13 protein-coding genes are annotated in these 18,815 nt (G+C 46.7%); 3 read left to right on the top strand and 10 right to left on the bottom strand.

Annotated elements, in window-relative coordinates; translation table 11 throughout:
* Positions 1–56: 56 nt before the first annotated feature.
* Positions 57–1,085 carry a GntR family transcriptional regulator gene (locus G8759_RS26075; RefSeq protein ID WP_167214922.1) on the bottom strand — a complete coding sequence of 343 codons (1,029 nt, stop codon included), beginning with the start codon at positions 1,083–1,085 and terminating at the stop codon, positions 57–59.
* A 379-nt stretch (positions 1,086–1,464) separates the two neighbouring features.
* Here G8759_RS26075 and G8759_RS26070 point away from each other — a divergent pair, with 379 nt between their 5' ends.
* Both G8759_RS26070 and G8759_RS26065 read left to right on the top strand, forming a co-directional pair.
* Positions 1,465–2,487: a S66 peptidase family protein gene (locus G8759_RS26070; protein WP_167214919.1), complete on the top strand. Its 1,023-nt coding sequence runs from the start codon at positions 1,465–1,467 to the stop codon at positions 2,485–2,487.
* Between the two features lie 52 nt (positions 2,488–2,539).
* On the top strand, positions 2,540–3,661 hold the full coding sequence (locus tag G8759_RS26065; RefSeq protein ID WP_167214916.1) for an AI-2E family transporter: 1,122 nt from the start codon (positions 2,540–2,542) through the stop codon (positions 3,659–3,661).
* Positions 3,662–3,717: 56 nt separating this feature from the next.
* On the opposite strand, the gene G8759_RS26060 is transcribed toward G8759_RS26065, so the two are convergent.
* Positions 3,718–4,725: a nitrilase-related carbon-nitrogen hydrolase gene (locus G8759_RS26060; RefSeq protein ID WP_167214913.1), complete on the bottom strand. Its 1,008-nt coding sequence runs from the start codon at positions 4,723–4,725 to the stop codon at positions 3,718–3,720.
* Positions 4,726–4,915: 190 nt separating this feature from the next.
* On the opposite strand from G8759_RS26060, the gene bshB1 reads away from it, so the two are divergent.
* Positions 4,916–5,635 (top strand): bacillithiol biosynthesis deacetylase BshB1, encoded by a 720-nt coding sequence (gene bshB1 / locus G8759_RS26055; protein WP_167214910.1) that lies wholly within the window; start codon positions 4,916–4,918, stop codon positions 5,633–5,635.
* A 24-nt stretch (positions 5,636–5,659) separates the two neighbouring features.
* Here the strand turns inward: bshB1 and G8759_RS26050 are convergent, their stop codons facing one another.
* The 8 genes from G8759_RS26050 to G8759_RS26010 form a co-directional block, all read right to left on the bottom strand.
* Positions 5,660–7,480 carry a sensor histidine kinase gene (locus tag G8759_RS26050; protein ID WP_167214907.1) on the bottom strand — a complete coding sequence of 607 codons (1,821 nt, stop codon included), beginning with the start codon at positions 7,478–7,480 and terminating at the stop codon, positions 5,660–5,662.
* A gap of 301 nt (positions 7,481–7,781) precedes the next feature.
* Positions 7,782–8,783: a hypothetical protein gene (locus G8759_RS26045; RefSeq protein WP_167214904.1), complete on the bottom strand. Its 1,002-nt coding sequence runs from the start codon at positions 8,781–8,783 to the stop codon at positions 7,782–7,784.
* 72 nt (positions 8,784–8,855) lie between these two features.
* Positions 8,856–11,582 carry a hypothetical protein gene (locus G8759_RS26040; RefSeq protein WP_167214901.1) on the bottom strand — a complete coding sequence of 909 codons (2,727 nt, stop codon included), beginning with the start codon at positions 11,580–11,582 and terminating at the stop codon, positions 8,856–8,858.
* 91 nt (positions 11,583–11,673) lie between these two features.
* Positions 11,674–13,065: a protoporphyrinogen/coproporphyrinogen oxidase gene (locus G8759_RS26035; RefSeq protein ID WP_167214898.1), complete on the bottom strand. Its 1,392-nt coding sequence runs from the start codon at positions 13,063–13,065 to the stop codon at positions 11,674–11,676.
* Between the two features lie 77 nt (positions 13,066–13,142).
* Positions 13,143–13,904 (bottom strand): glycosyltransferase family 2 protein, encoded by a 762-nt coding sequence (locus G8759_RS26030; RefSeq protein ID WP_167214895.1) that lies wholly within the window; start codon positions 13,902–13,904, stop codon positions 13,143–13,145.
* A gap of 786 nt (positions 13,905–14,690) precedes the next feature.
* Positions 14,691–17,870: a polysaccharide lyase family 8 super-sandwich domain-containing protein gene (locus tag G8759_RS26025; protein ID WP_167214891.1), complete on the bottom strand. Its 3,180-nt coding sequence runs from the start codon at positions 17,868–17,870 to the stop codon at positions 14,691–14,693.
* Positions 17,871–17,982: 112 nt separating this feature from the next.
* Entirely contained in the window at positions 17,983–18,213 is a 231-nt protein-coding gene (locus G8759_RS36230) for a glycoside hydrolase family 16 protein (protein ID WP_167214887.1), read from the bottom strand.
* Between the two features lie 129 nt (positions 18,214–18,342).
* Complete coding sequence (locus G8759_RS26010; RefSeq protein ID WP_232073949.1) at positions 18,343–18,780, bottom strand: carboxypeptidase-like regulatory domain-containing protein; 438 nt, start codon at positions 18,778–18,780, stop codon at positions 18,343–18,345.
* Positions 18,781–18,815: the final 35 nt, after the last annotated feature.

Raw genomic sequence — 18,815 nt, 5'->3', positions numbered from 1 at the left:
ACTATAGTGGGTTGGCGACGGATACATAGACCGTGCCAGCCTGCCGTAGATTATCGTTAAAGTGAGCCTCTACGAATAAGTTTAAAGGGATTTTTCACCTTTTCTGGACGATGTTCGAGCATAAGTTGGGCGGCAGTACGGCCCATCTGCTCGTGATCAGTTGAGACGACAGTAATACCATCGGCCAGGACTTCTTTGAGGGGCGTTTCGTTAAATGACAGAATGCCAACATCGCGGCCAAGCAGGAGATTCTGTCGTTTTGCCTGCCGGACTAGCTCAGCAAGGTCGCTGTCTTCCAGTACGATATACGCAGTTTCAGGCTCAATGATGTGATTGACCGTAGTGTCTAGAATCGTAAAATCCTTACGATGATGTACGGCATAATTTCTGAACCCCCGGACAATCTCGGGTGGGTAGCGCACATCTTTTGGGAAAATCAATAAGAGCTTCTGGTATTTTTCAAGAAGGTCGGCACCCGATTCCAGCGCTTGGTATAAATCCCGGTCAAACTGTTGAAAGACCGCGATATGATTGCCTTTCAGATCGGGCAAATCCTTGTCTAATAACACCAGCTTATCGGATGGAATCTCTGCCAGTAACGTCTGTACATTGGCTGTCTGGGTGGATGTTGGAGCAGCCTGTTCGTAGAAATGAGGCATTACAACATAATAATTGTATTCCCCCTGGCTTTCCCGGATCAACTGGGCAAACTGGGTTGCATCGTGATGGTGTAATCGTAAATCAACCACAGCACCGGCACCCAATTCGTCGAGCAGAGCGTAATAAATTATTTTCTTATAGGCGCTGAGCTTATTCATGATCAACAGGACCCGTAACTGATCGGGCCCTTCACGCCGGATAAAATACCCTTTCCCCCGAACAGCCTGGATGACACCCTCTTTTTTTAGAAACTTATATGCTTTTTCGACGGTATCCCGCGCCAGATAAAACTCTTCGCTCAGTTCGTTAATGGACGGAAGTTGTTCATCGCGATGTAAAGCCCCCGTTTCGATCCCCTGCAGGACAGCATCAACAATCTGCCGATATTTGGGGATGCTGGAACGTTCATTAATGGTCAATTGCATAAAGCAAAAACGGGATTTTGGCCGTAAAGTAGGTGATTTTTAAGTAATAAAACCTATTTGTCAGAAAAGCTATTCGGTTATAAGTTGCAATTAGGATGATCGGACAAATAGATAACACACGATAAACAAAATAGTAGGACTTTCGCTGCTAAGCGTGCCACGGGTACTGATACTGCTCCTAATAACCGTGGCACGCTTAGCAGCGAAAGTCCTAAATAGAAATATACAAGTTACTTAATAATCAATTTACTGAGTAGTTTGGCTTGAGCCCGTGCCACGAATGGCAGGCCATTAAACAAAGTGCTGTGACGTAGCAAAAACGTCAGTACTTTCATCGAATTAACATAAACCAACTCCCGCATTAACTTCTGACTTGCCAATGCCAACCCGTCGTTCACTGCTCAAAACCGCCGTAATCGCCCCGTTTCTTTCAGTAACGGATGGCCAACCAACCACGATCAAACCAGCGCGGATTAAAGCGGGCGATACCGTCGGGCTGATTTGCCCGGCATCACCCGCCTATAGTCGCGAGACGGTGCAAATCACGATTGAATCGTTGCAGGCATTGGGATTGCAGACCAAGGTTTCGTCTCATTTTTATGACCGATACGGTTATCTGGCTGGTCGGGATGCCGACCGGGCGGCCGACCTTAATGCCATGTTTGCCGATCCATCAGTGAAAATGATTATGGCCATGCATGGTGGTTGGGGATGTGCCCGACTGTTGCCACTGATCGATTATGAGTTAATCCGGCAGAATCCCAAAATTCTGGTTGGCTATAGTGACATTACGGCTCTCTTATTGGCTATTTACACGAAAACTGGACTTATTACCATGCATGGCCCCGTTGGTGCAGTTACGTGGAATGCGTTCACAGTTGATTGGTTGCGGCAGGTACTCATGGATGGGCAAGTAGTCACATTTCAGAATCCATCAAAAAAAGATGATAACCTGACCCAGATTAAAGACCGTATCATGACGCTTCGTCCTGGAATCGCTCAGGGTCAGCTCGTTGGTGGAAACCTGACGGTGTTATCACACCTGCTCGGGTCAGCGTACATCCCCGACTGGAAAGGTAAAATTCTGTTTGTGGAAGATACGCATGAAGATATTTACAGCGTAGACCGGATGCTTACACACTTAAAACTGGCCGGTGTTTTGTCGCAGCTTACGGGTTTTGTATTTGGTAAGTGTTCTTCCTGCGAGCCGGGTAGTGGCGGCTATGGTTCGCTGACGTTTGAAGATGTATTGACCGATCATATTATTCCGTTGAATATACCTGCTTTTTCCGGTTCGATGATTGGCCATATCACCGATAAGTTTACGGTGCCTCTCGGTATCAATGCAGAGATAGATGCGGCTAAAGGGACCATTCGATTATTGGAGCACGCAGTTATATAAAGCCATTTGTGCTCAATTTTAGTTTACTCGTAAAGTTAACCATTCACGATACATGGGCTCTGACCTCTCGCGTCCTCATTACCACCAGTTCTCTCACTCATTACTGTCGCTTGCCATCCTGACGGCGGGTATTTATCTAGGGCAGGATATTCTGGTGCCGCTTGCTATGGCAGGGCTTCTGGCCGTTTTGTTACGTCCTGTCGAAGATCGACTTATCCGGTTGGGAATGCATAAAGTCATTGCCATAAGTTTGGCCCTCTTGCTGGCAATTATTGTTATGTCTGGAGTGACCGTGGTATTGTCCATGCAGATTGCCGATTTTACTGACGACATTCCTAAGTTTCGTCAGAACATCAATGATGTTTATCACGATGTTCAGCGGTGGATTCGACGCGAATACAATGTCAGTTATCGGCAACAGAATAACTACATGCAAAAAGCACAGGCACAAACTCTGAATAGTTTGCAAAGCCCTGATGCACTGGGCGTTATTGCCGGGCCGCTTGGTACATTAACACTGGTTCCAATCTACGTTTTTCTGTTGCTTTATTACCGAACAATGCTACTGCATTTTGTGGTTGTTCTCTTTCCCGAAAAACACACCCTACGTGTGCGGGAAGTGCTGGGTGAAATAAAAGGAGTTATCCAAAGCTATATGGTTGGATTGCTGATCGAAACGGTCGTCGTTGCCGTGCTCAATTCGGTCGGATTACTGCTGTTGGGCGTTCAATACGCTGTCTTGCTGGGAATTATGGCCGCCATTCTGAACCTGGTTCCTTATATCGGCGGGCTGGTGGCAACGGCCCTAACGGTATTGATAACGTTTAGTAACCAGCCCGAATTAACGATTCTGTTGGGTGTGGTTGGGGTGTTTCTCTTTGTACAGTTTATTGATAACAACGTACTTGTGCCGTTGATTGTGGCCTCTAAAGTGCGGGTTAATGCGCTCGTGTCTATCGTTGGCGTACTGATCGGTGGCGCAGTGGCGGGTGTTTCAGGAATGTTTCTGTCTATACCGGCAATCGCGATCATGAAAGTTATTTTCGATCGGGTTGAAAGCTTGCGGCCCTGGGGAGTTCTTTTAGGCGATCAGACGCCTGAAGAATCGGGTAGTAACCTGTTCCGGCTACCTAAACGCAGGCGAAAAGTGGCCATTGACCAAACGAGTTCTTAGTAGACAGAACCCAGTCTTTAGCCAACGGCACACTGCCTACTTAAAACTGCCCGAATTTAGCTGTATAGTTTTTTTATAACCTCCTGCTGGGTTCGGATAAAGTGTTGTCGTTCGGCAGGCTGACTTAAGAGGGTGTCGGGCGGATAGATGTTATACTTTGCATAGCTTTCAGCGAAAAGTTCAAATCGTTGACGGGCAAGTAAATTACCCGCTGCCGGACGTTGACGAAACTCCCGTAAGGCCGCCAGGTCAATGTCGGCGTTGGCGACCATGCTCTCGCCATAGCCCGCTTCGGCCAATACAATTCCTTTGGGGTCCACAATTTTAGAGCCAGCGTCCGTCGTACCCATAGGAAGCGGACTGTCGGCTATACCAGCCGAATTAGCTGATACAACATAGGCCATATTTTCAATAGCCCGCGCCATCTTGGCCACTTTTCGTTGCGTAAGCAATGGACTACCAATTTCAGACGTGGAATGCAATAGAACTTCGGCCCCTCTGATGGCTAAACAGCGGGCGACTTCTGGATATAAAATATCTTCTGAGGCAAGGCAGGCCAGATTTCCAATATTGGTTTTAACTACAGGAAACAGCGAATCGTAGCCGTAGGCATCCAGATACAGTTCCCAAACATCATGGGGAGTGGGCGATAACATCGAATTCAGTCGACGATATCGTAGCAATACATCGCCGTTGGGACCGATAATAAAGCTGGTTTGAAAATAAAGCTCCGGGAAAAAAGGGTCTTGTTCGTAAGCGTTTCCCGAAAAGTAAATCTGCTGACGCTGAACCATCGCACTGATGGCTTCGTAAATACGTCCATCAATCTCCAGTGCCGCTTTTTCGCGCCACTGATGAGTGGTTTCGGTTATCGGGAAACCCGTCAGAAAATATTCGGGGACAACAACCAGCAGTGTGTCGCGGCCAATGAAATTAATGGAAGCGGCTAGTTGTTTTTCAAGACGTTCAATGGTCTGAAGCATGACCGCTTCGGCTTCGTCGCGGGTCTGGTAGGCATTTATACTCTGGCAAGTTAGTTGAAGGGCGAGGGCTTTGTAAGACATAAATGAGTTTGAACGGAAAGGGGGTTAGTTAGCTTTTGGGCCTTCTGGTGCTAAAAATAGCCTTTTTCACTGGAAAAATGATTGCCTGCTGTTTTGGGTTGGCGCGAACAAATTTTACCTTACTTTGATTGTAAATGTAACTGGCTATTGATCGTGTCAGTAAAAAGCCAGAATAATTAAATACAAGTTCATGAAAGTAGATGTATTGGCCATTGCGGCTCATCCTGACGATATCGAAATGACTTGCGGGGGTACTATCCTATCGCTGGTGGCACAAGGGAAAACGGTTGCAGGTGTTGATCTGACCCGTGGCGAACTTGGCACCAGAGGAACGCCCGAAATTCGGTTGAAGGAATCGGAGGAGGGAGCTCGAATTATGAATTTAGTCGCCCGCGAGAATATGGGTTTCCGCGATGCCTTTTTTCGGAACGATGAAGAGCATCAGATGGCCCTGATTCCCGTCATTCGTCATTATCAACCCGATATTATCCTCACAAACACCATCGACGATCGCCATCCTGATCATGGCAGGGCAGCCCAACTGGTGGTCGACGCCTGTTTTTATGCTGGTTTACGGCAAATTAAAACTGTAGGAAAAGATGGACAGCCACAACAGGCACACCGGCCTTCATTTATCTATCACTTTATTCAGGATCGTTCGCTCAAGCCTGATTTTGTGGTCGATGTAAGCCCTTACTGGGAAGGTAAACTGGCGGCCATTCGGGCTTATAAAAGTCAATTTTTTGACCCAACCAGTAGCGAGCCTCAGAGTTACATTTCGGGTGAAGCGTTCATGAAATTTCTCGAAGCCCGCACGCGTGAACATGGGCACATGATTGGCGTCGAATTCGGCGAGGGCTTCATCAGTAAGCGGATGCTGGGCGTGAACGATTTATTTCAGTTAATCTAGGAGGCATCAACGAGCTATACGCGATCAGGAAGGCAAAGCCTGCTGGGAAAGCACGGTACGCATGCTGCTCATATAGAGTTTGGGAATGTTGATACGGAACAACGTACCATTATGCTGGATCACTTCCAGATGAGCCTCTAACTGATCACAGAGCGAAACAATCAACTGCTTGCCAAAGGAAGATTTGTTACTACGCTTTTTCCAGGTAGTCATGTCTAAGCCAGGGCCGTTGTCCTGTACTTCCAGGGTAAGCCCATTGCCGTTGAACAGACTAATGCGGAGCATGGGTTCCTGGTTGTTCGAATAGGCATGCTTGAATGCATTCGTTAGCAACTCATTGGCAATCAGGCCAAGCGGCATGGCTATGTCAACATCTAACGTTTTGTATTCGATGTTGAGATAAAGATCGAAATTAGACAGATTGTAACCGTAAGCGCCCATAAGCCCTTTGGCCAGATCTGTCATATATTCGTCCATATTGACCGTGGTAACCTGATTGCTCTGGTAAAGGCGCTGATGAATGAGCGACATGGCTTCAACCCGTTGCTGACCAGCGAGCATTGCCTGAATCGCTTTTTCGTCTTCCAGTCGAACCGACTGTAGTTTGAGTAAACTGGTTACAATAGCAAAGTTGTTTTTTACCCGGTGATGCAGTTCCTGCATCATTAGCGTTAACTGATCAGACTGCTGCCCGATTTTTAATTTTTGCTGAAACAGCAATGCATTGGCTTTCTGTTTTTGCAGATTGATGCGCCAGAGAATGAGTGCAATCAGCAGCAAGATGATCAGGCTAATCAGTAAAATATATTGCCTCACCTGTTGCTGGTAAGCCAGTTGGGCCGCTTCCAGGTCGCGCTGCCGCTCCTGTTCATCAAACGTTATGCTTTGTAGAGACTGTAATTTTTCGGCGCCATAAAGCTTGTCCCTTGTTATCGCTGCCAGTTTATAATACCGAAGTGCTTCGGTCGTATTCCTGGTTTCGTAGATCTCAGCCAGAATACTGCTGGCCATTAAAACTCCTCGTACAAACGATCCTTTCTCGCTCTCAAGCAGACTTTTTTTTGCGTAATAAACGCAGGAATCGGGCTGATTTATTTTCTGATATAGTCGGGCAATGGCCGTATTCGCGAATGCGATGTTGCGAAGATTATATTCCTTCTGCGCTATTGCCAGACTCTGCCGATAATAATGCATCGCCAGGCTCGGATTGCCTCGTTTGGCCTGAATATTCCCCAGAATCCGTAGAGCATAGGGCATGTTATTGACCAAATTAAGGCGAAGCATTTTCTGATAGGCCAGCCGTTCATAGTACCACGCTGAATCGAGTTTATTCATCTGCTCGTAGGTACTGCCAATATTCGATTGCGTAATGGCCAGTCCTGGTTCGTGATGAATAGCCGTATGTTTTTGACGGGCGAGATGATAATACCTGAGTGCGTTGGGAAAATCTTTCAGATCCAGGTAAATGTTCCCAACGATGTTCATGCTGCGGGCAATTTCATAGGCATCATTACTACCTTCAGCTATTTGAATTGCCTTGAATTCTACTCGTAGTGCATTGGGCAGATTCCCAACTTCGCGCATGACAAAACCAATACTTCCTAAAGCATTAGCTTCGCCTTTTATATAATTGATCTGCCTGGCTAGATGAAGGGCTTTCTGGCCATACCAAAACGCTGAATCGGGCTTTGACAGTCGGTATTGTAAACACAGTTCAGATAATACCAGTACTCGGCTCGTATCCTGGTTGGCTAAAACAAGTTCATGTTTTAAGCTATCAGTTAGTTTTGGTTGTGCACTAAGTAAGTATATAGGTAAAGTAGAGAAAATAAGAATTAATACCAAATGAATCGGGGGATTAAGCTTAGCTATGATGAACCAGAAGGCACGTAGTATGCTATATAAAAGTGCCCATATTCTTAAATTCATCTGTTTATCCCGAAATAATTGCCAAAGCGGACTTACTAAATCTGTTGGCTGTTCTGTTTTTTCCATCACCACGTCCAATTGTGGCTACACAGCCCGAAAGTACCAAATTTAATCGAGCACTTGATAGATCAATACGAATCGTGAACACAGGTTAATTATTGAGCGGTAAGATTTGTAAACGGTTCTTGTGATTGGATAAATAAATCGAGTTGCAAGGCTATAAACTAAGTTGCTCACGAACAGCATCGAGCCATAACGATCTGCCCGCACAGTTCCAGTGTGTGTCACCTTTTAGGTAAGGTACCTGGCTGGCCTCTTTGTAAGGTGTATAGATGTTCACCGTTTTTACCCGTAGTTTCGGACTGTTTTGCACCCGCTCGATCAGATGGTTATAAGCACCACGGTTAGGCTCCAGAATAGTTGCTTTATTAGGAATAATGGACAGATAAACATCGTCGAAACCTAACCGCCGATACCGGTCAGCTATCGAGTTGAGACTATCCACCAGTGTGTTCACTTCCGTATCGGGCAGCTTGGCGAATGATGATAACTTCTTACGGGTAGTATCTGTGTCGAAATCCAGAAAAATATTCTTGTGATCCCGCGATAGGCTTACGCCCGTACTCGCCCGGTTAAACCAGCTGAGGGTTAATGCTGCTTTTACTTCTTTGAGCCAGAATGCCCAGTCATGACTGAATAACGTTGATGCCAATCGCTCTTCAACATCACTCCGGTGATAATCCTCTTTTAATCGACGACGCCAGGATACCATGGCAGATGGAGCCTGATTGGTGTCTTTTTCTACGACCAGTTCATTCACTGGCTGAGCAAAGTGTTCGCGGAAGTGCCGTTCCACTGTTTCCAGTAAAAGAACATTCCGTTTGGTCGGGTCAAGTTGGGCACGTTGCGAAAAACCCCATTTAACCCGTTGGTAGTGGCTTACCCGAAAATCGTCCCGGCTAATTCGCTGCTCTTCCGAGAAGCTATCACCGATAATATAGAGGTGGGTAGATGAAGTATCGCTTGCCCGGTTCGATGGTGGGCAAACGGGTTGGTGATCTTTGAATTGCGGTAAAGCTGAGATTCTGTATAGATCTCCATAGCGGTAATCATCGACGATTACACCTACGCTATATAACCAGTGCGAAACGGTTGACGATAGACCACCAGCCCAGAGGACGAGAGCAATTACCAGAACGATATATCTTAGAAAACGCATAGTGATGATTGGCAGTGAATCGGATGTAGAGTCTGGGAAAGTATCTGTCTTCCCGGCTTTTACATCCGGTTTTTACCGAAGTCGAATACTAAATAACTGAACGGCCTGTTTGGCCCCGCTTAAAATGTATAATTCATTTGTTCGTTCGTCAAATTGTAAGGCTATCGGAAAATCGCTCGGAATTGGCCGGTCGCCAATAATTCGGCCATTCAGGTCGTAAAGCGCCGTAAATCCACCGGATTTGACACTGATTAATTCAATACCAGCTCCAAGCCGATAATATCGAACATTATTACGGCCAGACTGCAAAGCTCGCACGTCAAATCGGCGCTGACCCTGCTGATCAAGAATAGTAACTTCGGTATCAGTTGTCCGTAAAAGGAGCCAGTTTGTCTGGGCTTCGTCGGGGAAAAGCCGAAAATCGCCGTTGCGTACGGGTCTGTAGAGTTGAGTTTTGCTGGCAATCAGGCCATTGGCATTTAATGTCAATAGCTGCCCTTCTTCGGTAATGGTCTGAATGGCCGACTGACCAAGTGGTAACAGAGCTGGTCCTGCAAACCGTATTTCCTTCTCATCCTCGGTTGATCGCTCAACCCGGGCCGGATAGTGGGGAAGTTGTGTCCCATTTTCCCGCCATCGGTTAAGCGTTCCGTCGGGTTGCATGGCCAGAACCTCCATACCGGCTCTCGTAGCAATGACCTGAAAAGGCAGTAGGAGAGGCCCTTTGCGGGGAGCCGTCATGATGCGAATGAACGCTTTTCGCTGGCGATCAAGGGCATAAATCTGACCGTCCTGATGAGCAACCAGCGCGACCCAGTTCCGTTGCATACTACCGCGTGGACGGGTCAGATACGTCGGGTCGATACCCGCCGGAAGCCGGATCGTATTTAAATGCACCGATCGCTTTCGGGGATCGGCTATATAAAGCGTCCGGTCGGTCATAAACAGGTATTGCAGATTACCATTGTCCAGAAAATCAACGGCCAGCGTATTGCTCCTGATGGGTCCATCTGTAGTATCCTGAACGATCTTGTCGCCTTCAGGGGTCACTAATACAAACTGTCCGGCATTGTTCTGAGCATAAAACTGGGCTGAACCATCGCTCAGGTTACCCGTTACAACCGGTGCTGAAATCAGCGGGGCGTTAAATTCTACTTTTTTCTGCAATAGCAGCCGGTTCAAAACCGCCTTGCTCGCCCGGCGGGTTGTGCGGCCCAGTACCAGCGTAGACAGAATTTTTTCGTTTCCATAACTGGCCTGATAAGCTATATTCTCGAGGTTAGCAAACCCCGAACTTTGTTCTGCCTTTGCCGGATCATCGAGCAGATTTTGCCAGGCAAGCGGCCAGGTTGATGTTAACAAAGTCTGAGATCGATCAGAATTGACGCGGTTCAGACGAACAAATGCCGTGAAATTAGCTGGACGAAGTGTATTTTTTACCAGATCGACCTGGCGCTCATCCGTTGACCAGACGGCTTTCCGTTGAATTTGCAGCAGGTATTCCTGCATGGCGTCTTCAGCGTTAGCAACAATCAGTGACGAGCCGTGTTGGGTAATCCAACTCCGTTGGAAACCGGTAAATAGACTACTAAATAACGAAGCCGGTAACTCTGGCACGTCGAGCAGCAATGTCTTATGCCCTAAAAAGGTCTTGAGAGGGGCAGGTGTTTTAGCTCCTGCGAGGTAGGCGGCTTGCTGGTAGGCACTTGACAATTCCTTGATGTTAGTCGCATTGAGCACCATTACCTGCTGGCGGGCACCGGATGGTGACTCCATCCGGCATAGGAGTATATCGGAACCCAGCGATCGATACAGCGTTTCGGTAGCAGGCTCGATCTGATCAAACCGGTCGCGCAGGAAGTCGCTGGATGCTGAATTGAGCAAGTTGCTTAATGACCGACCAAAACGAGGGGCGTCGCTGATGCCGATGTGGTAGAGCGTGGCTGTTGTTTGTGGAATCAGATCCGAGCTTTGGATACGGCGGGGTGTTTGGCCCGAAAATAGTGAGGCTACGTCCTGTCGGTCGCCAATTTCATCGGCTGCGTACCCTATCAGGTGCGATTGCGAGGCCGACGGGCGAAACTGCAAATTCAGTTCTTCGGGTAGGAAAAGCCGGACCAGCGAACGGGCATTGCCAAACAGCGATTGGAGTACTTCTGGGCGCATCGATAAGCCTGCCCAATGATCGGCATCTACCTGAAACTCCGGTTCTGCCCGTGGCAACCGGAGGGATTGGTGCATCCGTTTGGCCACATTTTCGATCAGAATGCCAGACGAACTGCCAACCAGAAACCCATCGGTGAGAATAAAAGAACCAACGGGTTCATTAGCCCGTGACACCAGATCCAGAATTTTTTCGCCTTCGAACGTGTGGCGTAGGATGCGGTAATGACGAGGATCGGGATTGGTCAGGCGGTTTAAAAATGCCTGATCAACATCCGTTGTCGGAATGTAAAAGATAAAATCGAGTGTCGTTCTGGAAATCGAGTGGAGCGAGTAGCGGATTTTTTTCCCTTTCGCAAACTGAATGGCTGTTGATGAATCGGTGGCCGCGTATAGAAACCGGTTAAGGCGTTGCCGGGCCTCATCAAAAATGGGTAACTGCTGTAAGGCTATCTGATTTCTTAACGCCTGCGCCGATATCGTATCCTGCAGTCGGTCGCTGGCTAATACAAGCAACTGGCCTGACGGCATCAGCGACCACACTGTGCGGCTCGATGGGTAGATCTGTCGATAACCCAACCACCCGCCGATGGCCAGCAATAGTGCTCCAATGCCAATCCAGACGCTTCGTTTCATTAATAAGTCAATAAGTTGGTAAGTCAGCCGATAAGTTAGTAAGTGCAGACTGCTTACTGACTGGCTGACTTACCAACTTATTCACCGGTTACTATTTGCCCCACATTGCGTTTGCTGTTTCGGGGAAAGGCATCGTTACTTCGGGCACATTGGCCGCTACGCGATTGGCCCATTCGACTCCCTGCATCAGGGAATGATCCTGGTTACTGACTTCGTATTTCCAGGCGCCAAATCGACCTCTTGAATAGATTCCGTATGGCTCCAGTTTTGGCAGAACCGCTTTCAGAATACCATCCCGTTCAACAGACGGTGTCGGATAGCCATAATCAAATGCCATGTGGAATGTTGAAATCACATCGTCGGCCGATTCAATGAGCTGATCTTCCAGTAAGGCCCGAATCGTATCGTTGACCAGGGTCTCCCGGTTAACGGGTTTGGCCGCCGATTCACTGGTTTCAGTCATCAACGACCAGTTCTGGGTGATGTCTGGAACATTGTTGGGGCTATAATTGGAAAACACCGTTACGCGGTAGTAGGGGCTGTTGTATTCAGGAAAATACATCCAGCACATTGTTTTCAGGCTTTCTTTTGGCTTTCCTTTCAATCCAATGCCTACTACGTTGGTCGACGAATGCTTGAGACCCTGGGCCGTTTGTATGGTATCAGAATCCAGCCCTTCAACTCGTTGGGTAAAGAGATCAAGGGGCATTGTGTTCAGCAGGTATTCGTACTGAATTTCTTCTCCGCTGGCCAAAACGATTTTTTTCTCGGGTCCAATAACTTTTTCGACCGTTGCGTTCAGTTTCACGTATTCACGGCCCAGGAGGTCACCGATAGCTTCCCAAATGCCACCTGTTCCACCCTGTTTCGGAAATTTGAAGGTACTGTTCGGTCCCCACGAAAAATCATCCTGATTGAAAATGATATTTTTCGTGACACGTTGCAAATCCGTTACCGCTACCCGTTCGCCTACCCAAACCGCATTCATGTCTTCCGGCGGATATGCCCAGACTTTGAAGTTATAGGGAAACATAAATGTTTCGGCCAGACCGGACCCGAAGGTTGCCAGAATCCATTCCCGGAAATTGGCCGGCTTTTGGTTGGTTGGAAACTTATAGTTGTGAATAATGCCTTCGAGGCATTTCCACATGGTTTCGGGAGAAAGGTATTTGATATTATTCTGGAACGGATACGGAACGAATCGGTTTTCGATCCAGACCCATGATTCCCGCTGGTGACTCAGCCAGCCATCTTCGCCCAGTGCCTTCAGCATCAGATCATCGAAGTATTTGTAGTGCGAAAACTGTACGTGACCACCTACGTCCCACGTAAACCCTTTCTCATCGACAAAACTTTTCGACAACCCGCCGATCCGGTTTTCTTTTTCTAAAATGATGAAGTCGGTAATGCCTAACTCTTTCAGGCGATAGGCAGCTCCGAGACCCGTTGGCCCTGAGCCAATAATAACATATTTATAGTTCATAAGTTGAATCGGAAGTATGGTATAGGATGTAGCATGGTATCGAAATATATATGCTACATCCTACATCCTATATCAATCTAGGCGGCAACTGGTTCTGGCTTTTTGAGCGCTTTGACTTTTCCGCCCAGTTCAAGGCGGAATTTAGCCAGCTCTTTAAAGCTCTGAATACAGACTTTCAGTAATTTCCATTTCAGGATGGATACCGTGCCGGTTTGGCGTTCTTTGTGCGTGATCGGAATATCAAATGTGTTGAATCCTGCTTTTTTTGCCATCACCGCCAGGAAAATATTCGGGGCAAATGGTGTTGGCGTGGGTAGTTGGGCAAGCAGTTTTTTTAGAAAATTACCCCGAATGAGACGGAACGGAATATTGCTGTCCATGATATAGGTTCCGTAGATGAACGCTATGCTCAGTCGCAAAATACGGGTAATAATCAATCGGGCAAATGCATCGAACCGTTCTTCGCGATACCCCAGAATAAATGGTGATTCGCTTCGTTTTGCCCAGAGTTTTGTGAAATCGTCGGTAACAAACTGGTCATCACTGTCCGTCTGAAATACGTATTCAGAATCCAGCGCAACAGCTTGCCGGTAGCCATTCACAACGGCGTTGCCGTGGCCTCCATTAGGCTGATGGACAACCATTAATTTAGGGTACTTACTCTTGATCTGATCCAGAATTGCGCCGGTATTATCACGTGAGCCATCGTTAATAACGATTAACCTGGTGTTTTCGGTTGGAAACTGACGGGTCAGTAAATCAGTCCATTGCTTGACAACGACTTCAATCACTTCTTCTTCGTTGTAAGCGGGCATTACAATTGACAGCAGTATGCTCATGCAGCGTATCTATGGAGTTCGTAATAGGTGGGCCGTTTGGGCCGGTCCACCAAAACGCCGAGCAAATAGGTAGCCGCGACGCAAATGGTGTACAGATCTAAAACCGCGCAAATATAGGTAATTGTTGTGGGTGGTTCTTTAATCTGAATAGGACTTTATTGAGCGGGAAGGTTTATTTCGTATCGATTCATAATTTCTGCTCAATTATTAGTAGTAGTACAGTAACCAAGTAGTTTAGCAAAGGCGATGGGCTACTAAAGTTGCTATCGATTTATTTTAACGGTAGCTTACACAATTACCCGCCCATATGCGTGAGCAATTAGATTAGTTGATTAACAAAATTAGTGTATTAAGCAGTTGTACCGAGGCATGGGGATGCTGTAGATACAGAAACCCATTCCCTGTGCCGGTTTTCGACACCATTCCCATTCGTTAATCGAAAATGTATTATATCAAAAAAAGCAGCCGTTTATAACTGCTGCCTGTGGAATTGTCGGGAGAGGAGCGTTATATTGACTGCTTTACAGATAATATTGGCTACTATATCCGATACTCTAATGCGGTCAAAATTTGCGGGGAAAGCACTTGATTGAACTTGGAGTGTGCCTATTAATAATTTGATATACAGGTTGTTAGTGGGTGATAATCTGAAGGATGACAAATGACGTATTGTACTAAATCGTAATCGTTTGTTTTTTTAGATAATCGTAAGGGGTTTGTGTCGTAGACAATGGTGTTCGTATTTAGTGTCTAAGGCCACTATTTGCGACACAAACCCAATACCTTCTATTCTGATTTAATAAGTTTTCGCGTTTCCCGGAAATCGTCGCCAGTAATGACTATAATGTAGGATCCTTTAACCAGACCATCCAGGCACAGAGTATGTTGCTTCGTGTTTAAATTGAGAATTTGGTTAAGCAAAATTCCACTGGCATTATACACCGTAATTTTTTTAATTGTCTTTTCGGATTGCACCCAACACTCGGTCGTTGCCGGATTTGGATAGATTGTCAGGTTGTTTTGGTTTGGATCTGCTTCGGCCAGTATATTTAGCCGATCGCTGTTTAACCTCGCATTGGGGTTACCTGATTGTGCTGTCTCAAAAACCAGATATGGTCGCCACGCTACTGTACCGCTTTCTTTCGAATAGAATGAAGCATACGTGTCCGAGCCAATTACAGTAGAAATCAGTTTAAGCGACAGAAGGCCATCAGATGGGAGCGTTTGTAACTGACTGGTAACGTCCCATTCAGTATACCCCTGAGCCACCTTGCCGGTTTGGGTGGCAACAAGTGAACTAGCCGCGGGTTTATTATTCCATATAATTCCCGTTTCTGTCCAGCTATTGTCAGTCACTTTGTATAATTGCCATTGTGTGATTGCTGCATCGGTACCTGCGCTTCCATACAGGCGGACTTTCGCGCTGACCACCGGAGCAGAAACACTGCTGACATTGAATTTTAGATATGTTTCCCGTGCATAGGACGCTGCGTCTTTTTTGACAACCAGCCAGTTGGATGCGCCATAATTGGTGGTGACATAGGTTCCATCCTGAACATAAGCATCTGCGCTGGCTACCAAACTGTCTTTAACGGTCGTTACCGGCTCAAAGAGAGCGCTGATCTGTACGGGTTCGCCTTCATAGAGCTGACTGGTTTTCGACAGAGTAACCGAAATGCGCGTAGTATCCGTAGATGGCGTAAGGGTGCAACTGCCATTAGCACGGGGTGGTGTAAACGAATTGGCCTGCAAGCGCCGATTTACTCCAAGTTGAACGGTGTTGTTAGTGTAAAAGCCATTTCGAATATCGCTCACATGAACCGCCAGTCCATCGGTTTTACGCTTAACAAGAACGGCGGCATAGTTTGTCGTTGAAATGGACAAATTATCTGCGCCTAATCCGGATGCTTTGCCGGTGCCTGATCCTGGAAAGAATACACCCGTGTAGCCGTTGTAGCTGGCCGATATGATTCTGGAATCGTTGTAGTTTATATATAAGGATTCCGAATCCTGATTAATGATTTTGTTGGTAAAGAATGTAATCAAATCAGTTTTCGAGACGGCAGGAACAACCACATACCGATACGTCCGGTCGTTCCAGCCAGCACTTGACCCGTGATTGATACTTAACTGAAAAATATTGACACTGACTGGTGCGTTGACATTTCGCTTATCCAATGTGTACCAGTTGCGGTTGCGATTCTCGGCTTTCAGAATGGCACTGGTAGCCAGGCTGGAGGCAGGAATTATGATGTAGCCCGTACTGTCGTGCCAAAACCAGGATGGACTCGTGATTGATAACGCAAGATCGGCACTACTACCCAAGGCGATCGTCTGCTCTGATCCACCGTTGATTTTATACGTGATATCGGTGATACGTTCACACTGGTTGAGCGTTGTGTAGACATCGCCCGAAGCAATATCTGTGTCATTTATCGAATTGCCCAGGCATAATAGTATGTCTTTAAACGCGAAGTAGGATTTAAACGCTTTAGTTTTATGGTAAGCATTCGTCCGGCTCAGGCTGAACATACCAATTGTAGCAGTCCCGTCCGATACACCACCCGCCAGCGTATTGTCACTTTCGTAGCCGATTGTCCATGGAACTAGTGGTAAAGTACCCGTTTTTTGCTTGATGGTAGTACCTGGAATCGCGCGCCAGTTCCAGCCGACGCGGGCGTTGTTGTACTCGATACCGGTTCGATAAATCATAGTTGAACCATCTCCTACATGGAAATTCATCAGGCCATGACCAATGCCCGCATCGGATGATTCGACGCCAACTGTTCGGTTCGAGAGCATTTTTATAGATGCAAAATACCGGGACGAATGATGGAGTATTAAGTTGGAATTCCAGAGATATTTTGTCGAGTCAATATGGGCATTTGGTGTGCTCAATTTATTATTCAATGCGAGAATAGACGCGTACTGGGGGAGTGTGGCGTCGGCATTGCCTAAAAATTCATTGAGTTGACCGGTAATACTTCTACTCAGATTTCCAGTAAGAGAATTATGTCTGCCAACGATGTTATGGGCCGATCTCCCCTTGTAAACCATCCACTGCATACCATTCAGAAGTATGTCGCCCCAGGCTTGTTGTTGGTTGGTCGTCAGCTTCCATTTCGAATTTTTTACCCACCCTGCAAACCGACCCAGATCATTCACCCAGTCGATACCATAGCCAATATTATACGTTTGTGGGCCATGTTGGTGCATTGATCCGTCATACAGAGCGGCAATGACTGGTGAGTTGGGTTTATTGATCTGAAGTGAAAACTGGTTGCCAACCATAATCGACAGCGTATCCAGTGATGTGCTGTCGTTGTTGGCTGCCATAATGCCCGAATACCCGAAGAGTCGGTAACCCAGATTACCCATTCGATGCCAGTCGTCGGTAGGATTGGTACCAAGATTTGGATTGGTCAACGTAGCGATGGTTTTCCCGTTGCTCCAGCTGTAGCGGACAAATCCATTTGAGCGGGTTCGGATATTAGCAATCAGGCTACTGTATGCAGGCGTAGTCTGGTCGGCCTGAAAGTTATCGTATAATTTCAGCAGAATCATACCCAACGCTGTAGGCTGTGCCATGGCCGAACTGGTCCAGGTGAATGCTGGATAATTTGAGAGCCAATAATTTAGTGATTTGTAGAGCTTATCTTTGACCGTTGCATTCTGATAATAAGCAGTTGAGTCAGGGTTTTTGAATACATAGGAAATCTTGAAAATGCTCGAAGTCAGATCCTCGGGTGTAGGAGCCGACATCGAGGTTTTGAAACTACCGTCGGCATTTATGTGCGCCAGAATAGTATCCGTTGGTAGTGCCGAAGCCGGGAGAACGTATTTACTGTTAAAATGATTGCTTGAAATAATGGCTGACCTTACCTTATCAATATTGGTTTGGGAGAAGGCCGAATGGCTGTAAATAAGAATCGCTATGTTCAGCAAATACTGACAATACTTCGTCATAATAGTTGGGGGTTTAGGGTAAAAAGTTACTATTTTGGTTTTTGGGTTAATTTTTATACTTGACTTTTGGGGGTGATGGTTATAGGCCTCAACGTAACCTATATAGAGCTCGTTATTGATAGACTCGCACGTAATCGATGAGGTATTTGCAAGGAAGGATTGTAGTATCTAAACGACCCCCTAACGTTCCTTCACGACCCAGAGCCAGATTTAGCATCAGAAAAAAAATCTTCTGGAAAGGGTTTTCAGAGCCATTCTGCGACTGTGCCGTATTAAAGACAAAGTACTTCAAGTCATCATAGTAGAATTCCATCCGATCGGGGTACCATTCGAGTGCGTACACGTGAAAGCCGTCGTAGGGTGCTCCGACAACTGGTTTTTCTCTCTTGAACCTGTGTATTTGCCTGAAGAATCTGCTTAATGAACTGTGCCATATATCTGCGTAGAATCTTTCCCAACAAATTCCATAATATCAATCTCGCCACAGGCTGGCCATTTCTTCTGCGGGAAATTTTTCCCTTTCATCCAGATGGTTGGCCAGGAGCCGGGACTTTAGCCCGTACTTCAAAGCTCCAGTATTTCCAGGTATGGGGCCCACAGCCACGACTTCATTTAGCGAATTAGCATTGGGCGCAAGACTTACACTAAGGCTGGTTTGTTTGCCCACAGGAATTTCCTGTGTCTGGTAGCCAATAAAACTGACCACCAATAAGCTATTCTCATCGGATACATCGATGTTGAGATCGCCCTGACCGTTCGTAACTACGCCACGAGTCGTGCCCTTGATCGATACATTGGCACCCGGAAAACTCTCACCTTTTTCGTCGGTTACCTTGCCCGTAATCCGAATTGAGGCAGCTGTTTGGACTGGTCGGTTCCTTGCGTGGATCGGCGACGAAAGCGTATTCATCAGAAAGCAGCAGAAAAACAGCATGAAAACTGACT

Source organism: Spirosoma aureum, from assembly GCF_011604685.1.
GTDB classification, from domain to species: Bacteria; Bacteroidota; Bacteroidia; order Cytophagales; family Spirosomataceae; genus Spirosoma; species Spirosoma aureum.
Note: the sequence above shows the minus strand (reverse complement) of the source record. Positions and strands in the feature narration are given on the sequence as shown.